The organism is Quadrisphaera sp. DVD1 (assembly GCF_058932755.1).
In genome coordinates, this window is sequence record NZ_JBZYWI010000072.1 from 1 (window position 1) to 15,751 (window position 15,751).

Sequence of the window (15,751 nt, forward strand, 5' to 3'; positions counted from 1 at the left end):
CCGCCGTGGTGACCCTGGAGCCGTGCCGGCACACCGGGCGCACCGGCCCGTGCACGCGGGCGCTGCTGGACGCCGGGGTGGCCCGGGTGGTCTTCGCGGTCGCCGACCCCGACCCCGTGGCCGGCGGGGGCGCCGATGAGCTGCGCGCCGCCGGCGTCGACGTCGAGGGCGGCCTGCTCGCCGCCGAGGCCGAGCGCGGCAACGAGCGGTGGCTCACCGTCGCCCGCCACCGCCGCCCGCACCTGACCCTCAAGACCGCCACGACGCTGGACGGCCGGGTGGCCGCCGCCGACGGCTCCAGCCGCTGGATCACCGGCGAGGCGGCGCGCGCCGACGTCCACGCGCTGCGGGCGCGGGTGGACGCCGTCCTCGTCGGGGTCGGCACCGTGCTCGCCGACGACCCGCACCTGACCGTCCGGGACGCGAGCGGCGCGCTGGCCGCCGCCCAGCCGCTGCGCGTGGTGGCCGACACCGCCGGGCGCACGCCCCCCACCGCCCGCGTCCTCGACGGCGCGGCGCCCACCTGGGTGGCCACCGCGGCGGAGGTCGGTCGCGGCGCCGACGGCCACCTGGACCTCGCCGCCCTGCTGGCGGCGCTGCTGGAGCGCGGGGTCCGCAGCGCGCTCCTCGAGGGCGGCCCGACGCTCGCCGCTGCGGCGCTGCGGGCCGGCCTCGTCGACCGCGTCGTCACCTACGTCGCGCCCGCGCTGCTCGGTGCGGGGCCCGCCGCCGTCGGCGACCTCGGCATTCCGACCATCTCCGGCGCGCTGCGCCTGGAGCTCGACGACGTGCGCGCCGTGGGCGCCGACGTCCGGATCACCGCACGCACCCTGAGGGAGAGCTGATGTTCACCGGGATCATCGAGGAGCTGGGCGAGGTCGTCGCGGTCGAGCACGGCGCGGACGACGCGCGGCTGACCGTGGACGGGCCGCTGGTGGCCTCCGACGCGGCGCTGGGCGACTCGATCGCCGTCAACGGCGTCTGCCTCACCGTCACCGCGCGCGAGGGCGGCCGCTTCACCGCCGACGTCATGCTCGAGACGCTGCGCCGCACCGGCCTCGGCGCCCTGGAGGCGGGCAGCCGGGTCAACCTCGAGCGCCCGCTGACCCTGTCCGCGCGCCTGGGCGGCCACCTGGTGCAGGGCCACGTCGACGCCACGGCCGCCGTCCTGGAGCGCACCCCCGGCGAGCGGTGGGAGGTCGTGCGGATCGCCCTGCCCGAGCAGGTCGCCCGCTACGTCGTGGAGAAGGGCTCGATCGCCGTGGACGGCGTCTCCCTGACCGTCGCCTCGGTCGAGCCGGGCTCCTTCACGGTCAGCCTCATCCCGACGACGCTGGAGGCGACCACGCTGGGGCGCGCCGCGGTCGGCGACCCGGTCAACCTCGAGGTCGACGTGGTCGCCAAGCACGTCGAGCGCCTGCTGGAGGCCCGCTCGTGAGCGCGGGTCCGGCCACGGGTCCGACCGCCGTCGAGCGGGCGGTCGCCGCGGTCGCCGCCGGGCAGGCGGTGCTCGTCGTCGACGACGCCGACCGCGAGGACGAGGGCGACCTGGTGCTGGCCGCCGAGCACGCGACGCCGGAGCTGCTGGCCTTCGTCGTGCGGCACACGAGCGGCGTGGTGTGCGCCCCGATGACCGCCGAGCACCTCGAGCGCCTGGAGCTGCCGCCGATGGTCGCGGACAACCAGGACCCCAAGGGCACCGCCTACGCCGTGTCCACCGACGCCCGCACCGGCGTCACCACCGGCATCTCCGCCGCCGACCGCGCCCGCACCCTGCGCCTGCTGGCCGACCCGGCCACCGGCCCGGGCGACCTCACCCGGCCCGGGCACGTCTTCCCGCTGCGCGCGGCGCCCGGCGGGGTGCTGGCCCGGCGCGGGCACACCGAGGCCGCCGTCGACCTGGCCCGCCTGGCCGGGTGCGCGCCCGTCGGCGTCATCGCCGAGCTCGTCGCCGACGACGGGTCGATGGCCCGGGGCCCGGCGCTGCGCGCCTTCGCCGACGAGCACGACCTGGTGCTCGTCACCGTCGCCGAGCTCGCCGACCACCGCCGGCGCACCGAGGTGCTCGTCGAGCGGACGGCGTCCGCGCGCCTGCCCACGCGGCACGGGACGTTCCAGGCGGTCGGCTACCGCTCGGTCGCCGACGGGGTGGAGACCGTGGCCCTCGTGGCCGGCGACGTCGCGGGGCAGGACGGCGTCCTCGTGCGGCTGCACTCCGAGTGCCTGACCGGGGACGCGCTCGGCTCCACCCGCTGCGACTGCGGGGAGCAGCTGGACGCCGCGCTGGACGCCGTGGTCGCCGCGGGGCGGGGCGTCGTGGTCTACCTGCGCGGCCACGAGGGCCGGGGGATCGGGCTGACCGACAAGCTGCGCGCCTACGCGCTGCAGGACGCCGGCGCCGACACCGTCGACGCCAACCTCGCCCTGGGGCTGCCCGTGGACGCCCGCGACTACGGCACCGGCGCCGCGGTGCTGCGCGACCTCGGCGTGCGCTCGGTGCGGCTGGTCAGCAACAACCCCGACAAGCAGGCGGCGCTGGAGGCGCACGGCGTCCCGGTGCTGGAGCGGGTGGCCGCCCCGGTGCCGGTGACGGCCGAGAACCTGCGCTACCTGCGCACCAAGCGCGACCGGATGGGCCACGACCTGGGCGGCCTGCCGAGCACGACCACCGGCACGACCACAGCACCGGACGAGGGAGAGCGATGAGCGGCAGCGGAGCACCGGACCTGCACGTCGAGGGCGCGCAGGGGCTGCGCGTGGCGGTGGTGGCGGCGTCCTGGCACGCCGAGGTCATGGACGGCCTCGTGGCCGGCGCCCTGCGGGCGCTCGCCGAGGCGGGGGTGGCCGACCCGGTGGTGGTGCGGGTGCCGGGCAGCTTCGAGCTGCCGGTGGTCGTGCGCCGCGCCGCGCAGCAGGGCTACGACGCCGTCGTCGCCCTCGGGGTCGTCGTGCGCGGCGGGACCCCGCACTTCGACTACGTGTGCTCGGCGGCCACGGCGGGGCTGTCGGCGGTGGCCGAGCAGACCGGCGTCCCGGTCGGGTTCGGGCTGCTCACCTGTGACGACGACGCCCAGGCGCTGGACCGCGCCGGGCTGCCCGGCTCGCGCGAGGACAAGGGCCACGAGGCCGCCACGGCCGCCGTCGCCACCGCCCTGGTGCTGCGCGACCTGCCCCCGGCCCGGTAGGAGGACACCACCTGGCGCCCCCAGGGAGGGCCCCGGCGACCGCGACCACCGGGAGTCGGCAGGATGTCGGGCGTGCTGACCGTCGCGACCGTCAACGTCAACGGCATCCGGGCCGCCGTGCGCCGCGGGATGACCCCGTGGCTCGCGCAGCGGAACCCGGACGTGCTCTGCCTCCAGGAGGTGCGGGCCGACGACGCCACGCTCGGCGCGCTGCTCGACGAGGCGCTCGGCGACGGCTGGCACGTCGCCCACTGCGAGCCCACCGACGCCGGCACCAAGGGCCGCGCCGGCGTCGCGGTGGCCACCCGCCTGCCGGTGGGCGAGCAGCGGGCCACCCTGCACCCGCGCTTCGACGGCACGGGGCGCTGGGTGGAGCTGGACGTGCAGACCCCCGACGGGCCGGTCACGGTGGTCAGCGCGTACGTGCACTCCGGGGAGGCCGACACCCCCAAGCAGGACGACAAGTACGCCTTCCTCGACGCCATGACGGCCCGGATGGCGGCCCTGCGCGAGGCCGGTGCCACCGCCCTGGTCTGCGGCGACCTCAACGTCGCGCACCGCGAGGCGGACCTGAAGAACTGGAAGGGCAACGCGAAGAAGGCGGGCTTCCTCCCGGCGGAGCGCGCCTACTTCGACCGCTGGTTCGACGAGCTCGGGTGGGTCGACGTCGTCCGCGCGCTGCACCCGGACCAGAGCGGGCCGTACGCCTGGTGGTCCTGGCGCGGGCAGGCCTTCGACAAGGACACCGGCTGGCGGATCGACTACCAGCTCGCCACCCCGGACCTCGCCGAGCGCGCCGCGGAGGCCGCGGTCGACCGGGCGGCGTCCTACGCCGAGCGGTTCAGCGACCACGCCCCGGTGGTGGTGCAGTACCGCTAGCGGCGCATCCGGGCGACGTCCGTCGTGTCGCGCTCCTGTGAGCGCGCTGTGCCCCTACGGTCGCGGTGCGCGCCGGGGGGCGCGCCTCTCGAGAGGTGGTCGTCCGTGCTCCGCACCCGTCGCCCTGCCCGCTCCGGCGCCCGGGCCCGTGCCGCGGGCGCTGGCGCGCTCGTCGCGCTGGCCCTGTCCGCAGCAGCCTGCGCTCCGTCCCAGCCGACGCGCGACGCCGAGACGGGGGAGATCACCGAGGCGGTCGACGACGCCGACGTCTTCGCCCTGCGCGTGGGCGACTGCCTCGGCGGTGGCCCCGAGGGGGACGTGGCCAGCGTGCCCACGGTGCCCTGCGACGAGCCGCACAGCGACGAGGTGTACCTCAGCACCGAGCTGCCCGACGGCGACTTCCCGGACGAGGACGCGCTCGTCGCCCACGCCGAGGAGCAGTGCCTGCCGGCGTTCACCGAGTTCGTGGGGCTCGCCTACGAGGACTCCGTGCTCGACATCACCACCATGGAGCCGACGGAGCAGTCCTGGGCCGACGGCGACCGCGAGGTGCTGTGCCTCGTCTACGACCCGGCCGGCGACGTGACCGGCAGCCTCGAAGGCGCGCAGCGCTGACCCGGAGCGGCATCGCGGCGCGCACGCCGGGCGAGGTGGCGGCGCCCCGGCTACCGTCGTGAGCATGCCGGGTCGCAGGTCAGGGGTCGCTCCCGTGTCCCTGCTCAGCGGGGGCACGGCGGTGGCCCGCGAGGCGCTGCCGCGCGTGGCGGCCTCCGTCGGAGCGGCGCGGCTGCTCGTCGAGGACGTGCTCGTCGAGCACGGCGTCACCGACCGCTCCCTGCTGGACGCCGCGGTGCTGTGCGTCTCGGAGCTGGCCACCGACTGCGTGCGGCACGGCACCGGGGCGGAGATCGCCGTCGAGGTCGGGCTCGGCCCGCGCCGGGTCCAGGTGACGGTCACCACGCAGGCGCGCGCCGCGCAGCCGCGCGCCGCCTCGCAGCCGCGCGCCGACGGCCCGCCCGACGTGGCCGAGCACAGCCGCCAGGTGCTCGACATGGTCGCCGGCTCGTGGGACCTGCGCGTCTACGACGGCGTCCGCACGCTCTGGTACCGCCTGGAGCGCTAGGGCGCGCCGCGGATTCGCGCTCCGGCGCCGGTGCGGGTTGCATGGTGTGGCATGTGCGGGCTCTCGGGTGAGATCAGGTTCGACGGCCGCGAGGCCGACGCCGCCGCGGTGGACCGGATGTCGGAGGTCCTCGCCCCGCGCGGGCCGGACGGCGAGGGCGCCTGGGCCCGCGGGCCGGTCGCGTTCGCGCACCGGCGGCTGGCGGTCATCGACCTCTCCGAGGCCGGCGCGCAGCCGATGACCGACGAGGACAGCGGCCTGGTCGGCGTCTTCAACGGCTGCATCTACAACTACCAGGAGCTGCGCGCCGAGCTGGAGGCCGCGGGCCACCGCTTCCGCTCGCACTCCGACACCGAGGTCGTGCTCAAGGGCTACGCCCAGTGGGGCACCGCGGTCGTCGACCGCCTCGTCGGCATGTTCGCCGTCGTGCTGCACGAGACCCGCACCGGGCGGGTGGTGATGTTCCGCGACCGGCTCGGGATCAAGCCGCTGTACCTGGCGGAGACCCCCGGGCGGCTGCGCTTCGCCTCCTCCCTGCCGGCGCTGGTGACCGGCGGCGGCGTCGACACCTCCATCGACCCGGTCGCCCTGCACCACTACCTGTCCTGGCACGCGGTCGTCCCGGCCCCGCGCACGATCCTCAACGGGGTCAAGAAGCTGCCGCCGGCGACGGTGCGGGTCGTCGAGGCCGACGGGACGACGTCCGAGCACGTGTACTGGCAGCCGAGCTACGAGCGCCGCGCCGAGCACGCGGGCTGGTCCGCCCGCGACTGGGAGGACGCCATCGAGGACGCCCTGCGCACCGCCGTGCGCCGGCGCCTGGTCTCCGACCTGCCGGTCGGGGTGCTGCTGTCCGGCGGCCTGGACTCCAGCCTCATCGTCGGCCTGCTGGCCGAGGAGGGCCAGAGCGGGCTGGCGACGTTCAGCATCGGCTTCGAGTCCGCCGGCGGGCGCGAGGGCGACGAGTTCCAGTACTCCGACGTCATCGCCGAGCGCTACGCCACCGACCACCACCGGATCCGGGTGGACGGCGACGCGCTGGTCGGCGCCCTGGGCCACACGATCGGGGCGATGAGCGAGCCGATGGTCAGCCACGACGTGGTGGCCTTCGACCTGCTGTGCGAGCGGGTCTCCCAGGACATCAGGGTCGTGCAGTCCGGGCAGGGGGCCGACGAGGTCTTCGCCGGCTACCACTGGTACCCGCCGCTGGCCGGCGTCGACCGCGAGCAGGCCGTGGACACCTACGCCCGGGCCTTCTTCGACCGCGACGCCGCCGGCATGGCCCAGCTGCTCTCCCCGGACTGGCTGGCCGCGCTCGGCCCGCACACCGACGCCTCCCGCGACTTCGTCGCCGCCCACTTCGGCCGCCCCGGCGCGGCGACCGCGGTGGACGCCGCGCTGCGCCTGGACACCGAGGTCATGCTCGTCGACGACCCGGTCAAGCGCGTGGACAACACCTCGATGGCCTGGGGCCTGGAGGCCCGCGTGCCCTTCCTCGACCACGACCTCGTCGAGCTCGCGGCCGCGTGCCCGCCCGAGCTCAAGCTCGCCGACGGCGGCAAGGGCGTGCTCAAGGCGATCGGGCGCCGCACCATCCCCCGCGAGGTGATCGACCGGCCCAAGGGCTACTTCCCGGTGCCGGCGCTGACCCACCTGGACGGCAAGGTGCTCGGCCTCGTGCGCGACGCGCTGACCTCCGAGGCCGCCCAGCGCCGGGGGCTGTTCCGCCCGGAGGCCGTCCGCGGCCTGCTGGCCGCGCCGAACGCCGAGCTCACGCCGCTGCGGGGCAACCCCCTGTGGCAGCTGGGCCTCCTGGAGCTGTGGCTGCAGTCGCACGGGATCGACTGATGAGCGGACGCCGCCGGCGGTCGCGCGTGGCCGGGCCGCGGGGCAGGGCGGACGGGGCCGTCGTCACGCGGTCGTGGATGCGCCCGTCCCGCTGGGCCACGGCCGAGATGGGCGCCGACGTCGTCCTGGACATGGGCTGGGGGCGGCTGGTCTTCGGGCACACCTTCGCCGACCAGCGCGGGATCCTCGAGGCCCTGCGCGCGGAGGAGAGCGGCCGCCGCGACATCGCCTGCTACGTGCCGAACCCCCAGGTGCTCGTCGGGGTCAGCCCGTACGAGCTCTTCGTCGACCCCTCCTACACCTACCGCCTGCCGCTGCACACCTACCGCCAGCGCCGCGACGCCGTCCGCGACGTCGAGGTCCGCACCCTCCAGGCCCGCGAGGAGCTGGAGGAGGTCAACCGCCTCTACGCGAGCGCCGGCATGGTGCAGGCCGACGTCGACGTGATGTGGGCCAACCAGCACACGCGGACGTTCACCTACCTCATCGCCGAGGACACCCGCACCGGCGCGGTGGTCGGCACCGTCACCGGCGTCGACCACGCCCTGGCCTTCGCCGACCCCGAGCGCGGCGCGAGCCTGTGGTGCCTGGCGGTCGACCGCCAGGCCGCCCCGCCCGGCACCGGCGAGGCCCTGGTGCGCCGCCTGGCCGAGCGCTACATCGGGCGCGGTCGGGCCTACCTGGACCTGTCGGTGCTGCACAGCAACACCGGCGCGATCAACCTCTACCGCAAGCTGGGCTTCGGCCTGGCCCCGCCGGTGTGCGTCAAGCGCAAGAACCCCATCAACCAGCCGCTGTACTCCCCGCAGCCGGCCGCGCTGGACGCGCTGAACCCCTACGCCCGGATCGTCGTCGACGAGGCGCTGCGCCGCGGCATCCGCGTGCAGGTCACCGACGCCGCCTCCGGCGAGGTGCGCCTGGAGCACGCCGGGCGCAGCCTGCTCACCCGCGAGTCGCTCTCGGAGCTGACCAGCGCCGTCGCGATGAGCCGCTGCGACGACAAGCGGGTCACCCGGCGGCTGCTGGCGGCCGCGGGCCTGTCGGTGCCGCGCGGGGCCGAGGTCAGCCCGGGGCAGGGCGGCGCCGAGGGCGGCGCGGCCGCGCTGGACGCCGCCCTGGCCCCCGCCCGGGCGCTGCTGGCCGAGGTGGGCGACGTCGTCGTCAAGCCCGCCCGCGGCGAGCAGGGCCGCGGGATCACCGTGGGGGTGACCTCCGACGCGGCCCTCGTGCGCGCCGTCGAGCACGCGCTCGCCTTCTGCCCCGACGTGCTCGTCGAGGAGCGCGTGGCGGGGGAGGACCTGCGGGTGGTCGTCATCGACCACGAGGTGGTCGCCGCGGCGGTGCGCCGGCCCGCGGCCGTCGTCGGAAACGGGCGCGACACCGTCGCCGAGCTGGTGCGCCGCCAGTCCCGGCGCCGCCAGCAGGCCACCGGCGGGGAGTCCTCGATCCCGCTGGACGCCACCACCGAGGCGGTGGTGGCCGAGGCCGGGCGCACGCTGGACGCCGTCCTGCCCCGCGGGGAGGTGCTCGCCGTGCGCCGCACCGCGAACCTCCACACCGGCGGGACCATCGACGACGTCACCGACGCGCTCCACCCCGCCGTGGCCGAGGCGGCGCGCCGGGCGAGCCGGGCGATCGGCATCCCGGTGACCGGCATGGACTTCCTCGTCCCGGACGTCAGCGGGCCCGAGCACGTGGTCATCGAGGCCAACGAGCGGCCGGGCCTGGCCAACCACGAGCCGCAGCCCACCGCGCAGCGCTTCGTCGACCTGCTCTTCCCCGAGACCCGCCGCCGCTGAGTCGCCGCCGTGCTGCGGGACCGTCCCGTCCGGACCTCCGGGCGGAGGGCGTGGACGCCGCGGGGCGATGAAGCTCATCGGCTTCGACCGGGGGGTGACGCTGGCCGGCGGGCTGCCCTTCCCGGTGTGCACGCCCGCGCTCGCGGCCGCGTTCGACCTCGCTCGGCGCCTCGCGCTGCGCGCCCCGTCGGTGTCAGCACGAGAGCGCGCCTGAGCGCGTCGTCGTTCTGACAGCCCGGGTCAGCGCTCGCCGGTGAGGTCGACCCGCTGCTCGGTCGGCGGCTCGGCGCGTGCGGACAGCCCCGGGGGCTCGGGCGCGGACGCCGGGGCTCCCGGCCCCGGCCCCCGTCAAGGGCACCGGCGGTCACCAGCTGCCACCGCCACCGCCCCCGACGCCCGCGCTGACGCTCGTGCCGCTCCCGCCCCCGGCCGGGGCCGGCGGGGAGCTGCTGGCCGAGGAGAACCCGAACACCGCCGGGTACAGCGCCACGGGGTACCCCGGCTGGCCTCCCGCGCTGGGCCGGTACCAGCCGGGCGCGGGCTGCCGGCTACCGCTGAGGCGCTCCTCCCAGCGCCCGGCCAGCCCGAGGGCGATCGCGTGGGGGAGCAGCCGGTCGACGTCCGCGCCCTGCGGCTCCAGCTGCTCCAGGTGCGCGCGGAACGCCCGGGTGCGCGCCAGCTCGGCCGCGCCGGTCGGCGTCCGCACCGGCATGGCGTGCGCGGTGCAGAGCAGCACCAGGCCGACGAGCACCACCGGCAGCCCGACGAGCGCCCACGTCGTGGCGGCGGCCAGCACGACGGTGAGCGCGAGCCCGCCGAGCAGCACGAGGGCGCCGACGAGGTACCAGCGGCGGCGCACGGCGGCGGGGTCGGCGGTGAACCACCCGAGGTCGACGACGTCGCGGTGCAGCTCGGCCAGCACCGGCGCCAGGCCGGAGGAGGCGCGCAGCTCGGAGACGAGGAGACCTGCGGGCTCGGCGCGCACGAGGTCCAGGGCGGCGCGCTCGTAGGGGCGCAGGGAGCCGTCGGCCGCGCCCGTGGCGCGCAGGCGCCAGTCCGTCGCCGCCTCGCCCTCCTCGGACTCGCCGTCCTCGACCTCCTCGACCACCAGGTGGCCGCGCACCGCGAGGTCCAGCAGCGTCGCGGTGAGCTCGTGCCGGTCCGCCCGGCCGTCGAGCAGCGTGCCGAGCTGGGCCGGTCGCGCCCCGTCCGGCGGGGAGGCCTCCACGGTCGCCGGGGCGCCCGGGCGGGAGCGGCCGCGCCGCAGCCGGGCACCCACGGCCGCCAGCAGCGCCAGGAGCACCGCGGCGGTGGTGCCGAGCGTCGCGGGAGTCGCGGAGAAGGCGCGCGCCGGGCTGAACGTGTCGACGAGCCGCGGGGCGACGGGGAACGTCCCGGACGGGAAGTCCGCCTCCACCGTCAGGCCCTGGCCCGGCTCGAGGTCCTCGGCCGCGGCGGTCACCGCACCGTCGCGCACCTGCGCCGAGCAGCCGCCGCGGTCGCCGTCCTCCCCGGTCGAGCAGCGCCCGCCGGTGGCCGGGACGGGCCCGCTCAGGCGCACCGAGGCCGACTCGACCGGAACCGCCCAGCCGGTGCCGACGGCGTCCACCCGCACGACGCCGGGGTCGCCGGGGACGCCGGCCGCGGCCTCGAGGCGGTAGCGCAGCACGTAGGTCTGCGCACCGCTGACCTCGACGTCGGGGTCGCCGATGCGCGCGGTGGTGCCGTCGTCGTCGGTGACCTCCACGTCCGCCGGGGCGCCGGAGGGGCTCTCGACCTCCAGGTCGCTCAGGGGGGTGACGCGGTCGTGGGTCTGGTCCCAGGGCCCGCGCACCGGGATCCGGCGCTCGATGCCGTGCCGCTCCTGCTCGCCGAAGTCGTAGACGATCGTCTCCGTGACGGCCAGGGCGCCGTCGTCGTCGACGACGAGGTCGACCTCGTAGGAGCGGATCAGCTCGTCGTCGCCGGGCTCCTCCTGGGCGGCGGCCGGGCCGGCGCCCAGGAGGAGCAGGGCGACGGCGGCCGCGCAGGCCAGGACCGCGCGCGAGCGCTGAGGACGGCGTCGGCTCACGGGCCGACGGTAGAGGGCACCCCCGTCGCGGCGACAGGGCCCACGGCGCCCGCCGCCGCCGGCTGGGCGCTCGAGCGGTCCGCGAGCCAGGCCACGAGCGCGGCCGCCGGCATCGGCCGGGCGACCTCCCAGCCCTGGCCGAGGTCGCACCCGAGGTCCGCGAGCGCCTGGCGGGCGCGGGCGTCCTCGATGCCCTCGGCGACCAGCCGCAGCCCCAGGGCGTGGGCCAGGTCCACCGTGGTGCGCACGATCGCCGCCGCCCCGGCGTCCTCGACCACGCCGGCGGTGAAGCTGCGGTCCAGCTTGAGCTCGTCCAGCGCCAGGTCGCGCAGGTACGCGAGCGAGGACCACCCGGTGCCGTAGTCGTCGAGCGAGACGCGCACGCCCAGTGCGCGCACGGCGTCGAGGTGGCGGCGGGCGCGGGCCGGGTCGCTGACCAGCGCCTCCTCCGTGAGCTCCAGCACGAGCGCGCCCGCCGGCAGGCCGGAGCGCTCCAGCGCCGCGGCGACGCGCGCCGGCAGCGTCGGGGCGCCGACGTCCTCGGCGCAGACGTTCACCGAGACCGGCACCGCGTGGCCCGCGGCCCACCAGCGCGCGCACGCGTCGAGGGCGAGGTCCAGGACGACGTCGGTGACCCGGCCCATCAGCCCGGCGGTCGCGGCCAGGGGCAGGAACGCGTCCGGCGCCAGGAGCCCGCGCTCGGGGTGCTCCCAGCGGACCAGCGCCTCGACCCCCGCGACCCGCCCGCCCGCGCCCGCCGCCAGGGCGACCTGCGGCTGCAGGTGCACCACGAGCCGCCCGTGGGCGCGGCCGTCGTCGGGCTCGTCCAGGGCCGACCGCAGCTCCTCCAGCGTGCGCAGGCGCACCTGGGCCTCGGCGCCCAGCTCGCCGGTCGCGGCGGCCACGCCCTCGCGCTCGCGCTTGGCCTGGTACATCGCGGCGTCCGCGCTGCGCATGAGCTCGCTGCGGCCGGTGGCGGGCCCGGTGGTCGTGGACACCCCGATGCTGGCGTCGACGTGCAGGCGGATCCCCTCGACGACGAAGGGGTCGGCGAGAGCCGCCCGCACCCGCCGGCCCGCGGCCAGGGCGGCCTCGAGGTCGGTCTCGGGGAGCGCCGCCGCGAACTCGTCGCCGCCCAGGCGCGCCAGCAGGGCCGAGGCGCCCGGTCCCTGGGCCTGCAGCGCCGCGGCGACCCGAACGGCCACCTGGCGCAGCAGGTCGTCGCCGGCGGCGTGGCCCAGCGAGTCGTTGATCTCCTTGAAGCGGTCGAGGTCGAGCATGAGCAGCGAGGCCGGTCGGGCGGGGGTCGCCCGGGCGACGAGCGCGTCGCACGCCTCGTACAGCGCTCGGCGGTTGGGCAGCCCGGTGAGCTCGTCGGTGCGGGCCTGGCCGTGCACGCGGGTGAAGTCCGCCTGCTCGCGCTCGCGGACGTCGCGGAAGGTCAGCGCGACCCGGAGCAGGCCGACGACGACGCAGGCGACGGCGAGCAGGCCGGCGAGGGCCGGCAGCCGGTGGACCTGGGTGACGGCGAGCAGCGCCAGGCTGGCCAGCACGGCCGTCGCCGGCAGCACCAGCACGCGCAGGGTGACCGGCGCCCGCCCCTCGTCCGCCGGAGCCTCCTGCGGCGCGGCGGACGCGGACGCCGGCGGTGCCACCGGGCTCCCGGGCGCGTGCGCGAGCGCGACGACGCCGAGCAGCCACAGCAGGTCCAGCGGGCCGCCCTCGGCGTAGGTGCCCTGGGCCGAGGAGACGAGGAAGAGCACGTCCGCCGCCGTGGTCAGGGCCAGCCCGGCGACGACCAGCACCAGGGAGCGGCTGACGCGCAGGCCCAGGGCCCCGAACCCGGCCACCAGCACGACGATGAGGAGCAGGTCGGCCACCGGGTAGGCGAGGTTCGTCGCGATCTCGGCGAGCGACGCGCCGTCGAGCGCGATCAGCCCGCCGAGCACGACCGCCGTGGCCAGCGCGGCCGCTCCCAGGCCCGCGACCACGCCGTCCAGCGCCGTGCTCGGGTAGAAGCGGCGGACCCGGGCGCGCATGAGGAGCACCACGGCCAGGTAGACCAGCGGGTACCACGCGAGGTAGAGGGCGTCGGCGAGCGAGGGGTAGGGCGGCTCGGCCTGGCGTGCCAGCACGAAGGAGTAGTAGAGGTCGCCCGCGGTGGTGATGAGCATCCCGGCGGCCAGCGCCCGCCAGGCCCGCCGGTCCTGGGGGCTGGCGGCGGGCTGCAGCAGCAGGAGGAGCGCGCCGAGGAGGTACGCGCCGCCGTAGACGCCGACGTCGAGCACCACGACCTGGCCGGGGTGGTCCCAGCGCGCCACCACGCCGACGGCGAAGACGGCCACGGCCGCCAGCAGGGCGACGCGCAGCGCTCGGACGGCGCGCAGCCGTGCTCGGGTTCCCACGCCTGCCCATCGGCAGGTGGGCGGCCGGTCTTGAAGCGGGACCGCTGCGGGGGCGCCCGTCGGCGGCGCCCGGGCTAACCTGGCCGTCCGTGACCTCGTCCCCGCAGCCCGTGGCCCGCACTGACTCCCCGGTCGACCTGCCGATCGACGTCGAGTACCTGCGCACGGTGATGCTCGAGCTGCTGCGCGTGCCCAGCCCGTCGGGCCGCACCGACGCCGTCGTGCAGCTGATCGGCGACCGGATCGCCGAGCTCGGCGTCCCCTTCGACCTCACCCGCCGGGGCCTGCTGCGCGCCCGCGTGGCCGGCAGCTCGCACGCCGTCCGCCGCGCCGTGGTGGTCCACGCCGACACGATCGGGTGCATGGTCAAGCGGCTCAAGGAGGACGGGCGCCTGGAGGTCGTCCCGGTCGGCTCGCACAGCGCCCGCTTCTCCGAGGGCGCGCACGTGACGATCATGACCGACGACCCTGACCGGGTGTACAGCGGGACCGTCCTCCCGCTGCTCAGCAGCGGGCACACCTACGGCGACGAGATCGACACCCAGGGCGTCGGCTGGCACCAGGTCGAGGTGCGCGTCGACGAGCCGGTCGCCAGCGCCAGCGACGTCACGGCCCTCGGCATCCAGGTCGGGGACTTCGTGGCGCTGGACGCCGACCCGCGCATCACCGCGGCCGGCTACGTCAAGAGCCGCCACCTCGACGACAAGGCCGGCCTGGCCGCCTGCCTGGCGGCGCTGAAGGCCGTCACCGAGGCGGGCGTCGTGCTGCCGGTGACCGCCCAGCTGCTGGTGACCATCGGCGAGGAGGTGGGCTTCGGCGCCACCCACGGCTTCGGGCCCGACGTCGCCGAGCTCGTCGCCGTCGACAACGCCGTCGTGGCCGAGGGCCAGCAGTCCCTGGAGGAGACCGTCAACGTCGGCCTGCTCGACATGACCGGCCCCTTCGACTACCACCTCTCGCGCCGGCTGCTCGCGCTCGCCGACGAGCACGGGGTGCCCGTGCGCCGCGACGTCTACCGGCACTACCGCTCCGACGCCGCCCCCGCGCTGGAGGCGGGCGTGGAGGCGCGGGCGGCGCTGCTCGGCGTCGGCGTGGAGTCCAGCCACGGCCACGAGCGCACGCACCTGGACGGGCTCGTGGCCCTGTCCCGGCTCCTCGTCCTGTACCTGCAGACCGACCTGACCTTCGCGGACTGGGACCGCCAGCCGGCCGGCTCGCTGGAGGACTTCCCCAGCGACAGCGTCCAGCCCGCGCCCCGCGAGACGGTCCTGCCGGACCTCGACTCCGCCGTCTGAGCGTCCGGTCCTCAACCGCGGCCGTCGGGGTGCCGATGCGCCGACGTGGACCTCGCCCGCTCGCTGCAGCCGCGTGACGCCCGGCACGCCGGCCGCACGGCTGCCGTGCTGTGCCTGGTCGCGGCAGGGATCACGCTCGTGTTCGGCCTCGCCGTGCCGGCCCCCGGTGCAGCGGGGTGGGTCACCACCTGCGTCGTCCCCGGCTGCCTGGTCCTGCTCGCGGCGGCCGTGCCGCGGCTGCGCGAGCGCTGGGTCGGCCCGGCGACGCTGGTCGTCGCTGGCGCGGGCGTGGCGACGATCGTCGGGCTCGACCTCGTCACCCGCGACGCGTCCGCGGCCGCTCAGGTCTTCTTCCTGCTCCCGGCGCTGTACGCCGCCACGCAGGTGCGCGCCGCGGGCGCCGCGCTGGCCGTGCTCCTGGCCGTGGCCGGCCACTGCGTCGTCGTGTTCACGCTGCTGCCGATGGCCCAGGCGCTGACCGACGCGGTGTACGTGGGCACCACCACCATCACCACGGCCGCCCTCCTGGTGCGCTCCGCGGACCGGACCGAGCGCCTGGTGGCGGCGCTGCGGGCCCAGGCGTCGGCCGACCCGCTCACCGGGCTCGCCACCCGCCGGGTGCTGGACGACGCGCTGGAGGCCGCGCTGGCCGAGGCGCACCCGGACGGCTGCGCCCTGGTCCTGCTGGACCTCGACGCCTTCAAGGCGGTCAACGACACCTGGGGCCACCCCGTGGGAGACGACGCGCTGGTCCGCGTGGCCGAGTGCCTGCGCTCGACCTCGCGACCCGGCGACGTGCTGTGCCGGCTCGGCGGCGACGAGTTCGCCCTCCTCCTGCGCGCGTGCTCGCCCGAGAGCGCCCGCCGTCGGGCCGCCGAGGTGGTCGCGGCCGTGGGCGGCCAGCCCCTGCACCTGCAGGGCGGACAGGTGCTCGTCCTCAGCGCCAGCGCGGGCGTGGGGCACGCGGCGAGCCCCTCCCACGACCGGCGCAGGCTCTACGCCGCGGCCGACTCCGACCTCTACCGCGCCAAGCACGCGGGCCTCGCCGGCCGGGCCAGCACGGGCGGGCTGGGCGTGGCCCTCCGGCCCGACGCCCCGACGGGCCGCCTCGAGCCGACCGCCTGACCGGGCGGCGGCACCCGGGGA

At 77.0% G+C, this 15,751-nt stretch carries 14 protein-coding genes; 12 read left to right on the forward strand and 2 right to left on the reverse strand.

Annotated elements, in window-relative coordinates; genetic code table 11:
- The 10 genes from ribD to AC5FZL_RS09895 form a co-directional block, all read left to right on the forward strand.
- A partial coding sequence (ribD, locus tag AC5FZL_RS09850) for a bifunctional diaminohydroxyphosphoribosylaminopyrimidine deaminase/5-amino-6-(5-phosphoribosylamino)uracil reductase RibD (protein ID WP_493618408.1) occupies positions 1–845 on the forward strand: 845 nt, incomplete at its 5' end.
- Positions 845–1,438, forward strand: a complete 594-nt coding sequence (locus AC5FZL_RS09855; RefSeq protein WP_493618409.1) for a riboflavin synthase — start codon at positions 845–847, stop codon at positions 1,436–1,438. The genes ribD and AC5FZL_RS09855, both read left to right, overlap by 1 nt.
- On the forward strand, positions 1,435–2,706 hold the full coding sequence (locus tag AC5FZL_RS09860; protein ID WP_493618410.1) for a bifunctional 3,4-dihydroxy-2-butanone-4-phosphate synthase/GTP cyclohydrolase II: 1,272 nt from the start codon (positions 1,435–1,437) through the stop codon (positions 2,704–2,706). The genes AC5FZL_RS09855 and AC5FZL_RS09860 overlap by 4 nt, the downstream gene beginning before the upstream one ends.
- Positions 2,703–3,185, forward strand: coding sequence for a 6,7-dimethyl-8-ribityllumazine synthase (gene ribH / locus AC5FZL_RS09865; protein ID WP_493618411.1), 483 nt, complete (start codon positions 2,703–2,705; stop codon positions 3,183–3,185). The genes AC5FZL_RS09860 and ribH overlap by 4 nt, the downstream gene beginning before the upstream one ends.
- A 63-nt stretch (positions 3,186–3,248) precedes the next feature.
- A complete protein-coding gene (locus AC5FZL_RS09870; RefSeq protein WP_493618412.1) occupies positions 3,249–4,064 on the forward strand; it encodes an exodeoxyribonuclease III in 816 nt (271 codons plus the stop codon).
- Positions 4,065–4,169: 105 nt separating this feature from the next.
- Positions 4,170–4,679, forward strand: coding sequence for a septum formation family protein (locus AC5FZL_RS09875; RefSeq protein WP_493618413.1), 510 nt, complete (start codon positions 4,170–4,172; stop codon positions 4,677–4,679).
- A gap of 94 nt (positions 4,680–4,773) precedes the next feature.
- Positions 4,774–5,187, forward strand: coding sequence for an ATP-binding protein (locus AC5FZL_RS09880; RefSeq protein WP_493618414.1), 414 nt, complete (start codon positions 4,774–4,776; stop codon positions 5,185–5,187).
- Between the two features lie 51 nt (positions 5,188–5,238).
- The gene (locus tag AC5FZL_RS09885) at positions 5,239–7,035 is read left to right on the forward strand and encodes an N-acetylglutaminylglutamine amidotransferase (RefSeq protein WP_493618415.1); all 1,797 of its coding nucleotides are present in this window, start codon (positions 5,239–5,241) and stop codon (positions 7,033–7,035) included.
- On the forward strand, positions 7,035–8,834 hold the full coding sequence (gene ngg / locus AC5FZL_RS09890; RefSeq protein WP_493618416.1) for an N-acetylglutaminylglutamine synthetase: 1,800 nt from the start codon (positions 7,035–7,037) through the stop codon (positions 8,832–8,834). Before AC5FZL_RS09885 ends, ngg begins: the two co-directional genes overlap by 1 nt.
- Before the next feature lie 67 nt (positions 8,835–8,901).
- Positions 8,902–9,048, forward strand: coding sequence for a hypothetical protein (locus tag AC5FZL_RS09895; protein ID WP_493618417.1), 147 nt, complete (start codon positions 8,902–8,904; stop codon positions 9,046–9,048).
- A gap of 150 nt (positions 9,049–9,198) precedes the next feature.
- On the opposite strand, the gene AC5FZL_RS09900 is transcribed toward AC5FZL_RS09895, so the two are convergent.
- Both AC5FZL_RS09900 and AC5FZL_RS09905 read right to left on the reverse strand, forming a co-directional pair.
- The gene (locus AC5FZL_RS09900; protein ID WP_493618418.1) at positions 9,199–10,905 is read right to left on the reverse strand and encodes a DUF2207 domain-containing protein; all 1,707 of its coding nucleotides are present in this window, start codon (positions 10,903–10,905) and stop codon (positions 9,199–9,201) included.
- A complete protein-coding gene (locus AC5FZL_RS09905) occupies positions 10,902–13,310 on the reverse strand; it encodes a putative bifunctional diguanylate cyclase/phosphodiesterase (protein ID WP_493618419.1) in 2,409 nt (802 codons plus the stop codon). The genes AC5FZL_RS09900 and AC5FZL_RS09905 overlap by 4 nt, the downstream gene beginning before the upstream one ends.
- Positions 13,311–13,399: 89 nt before the next feature.
- On the opposite strand from AC5FZL_RS09905, the gene AC5FZL_RS09910 reads away from it, so the two are divergent.
- Together AC5FZL_RS09910 and AC5FZL_RS09915 are read left to right on the forward strand one after the other, a co-directional pair.
- Positions 13,400–14,605, forward strand: a complete 1,206-nt coding sequence (locus AC5FZL_RS09910) for an osmoprotectant NAGGN system M42 family peptidase (protein ID WP_493618420.1) — start codon at positions 13,400–13,402, stop codon at positions 14,603–14,605.
- 45 nt (positions 14,606–14,650) lie between these two features.
- On the forward strand, positions 14,651–15,730 hold the full coding sequence (locus AC5FZL_RS09915; protein ID WP_493618421.1) for a GGDEF domain-containing protein: 1,080 nt from the start codon (positions 14,651–14,653) through the stop codon (positions 15,728–15,730).
- Positions 15,731–15,751: the final 21 nt, after the last annotated feature.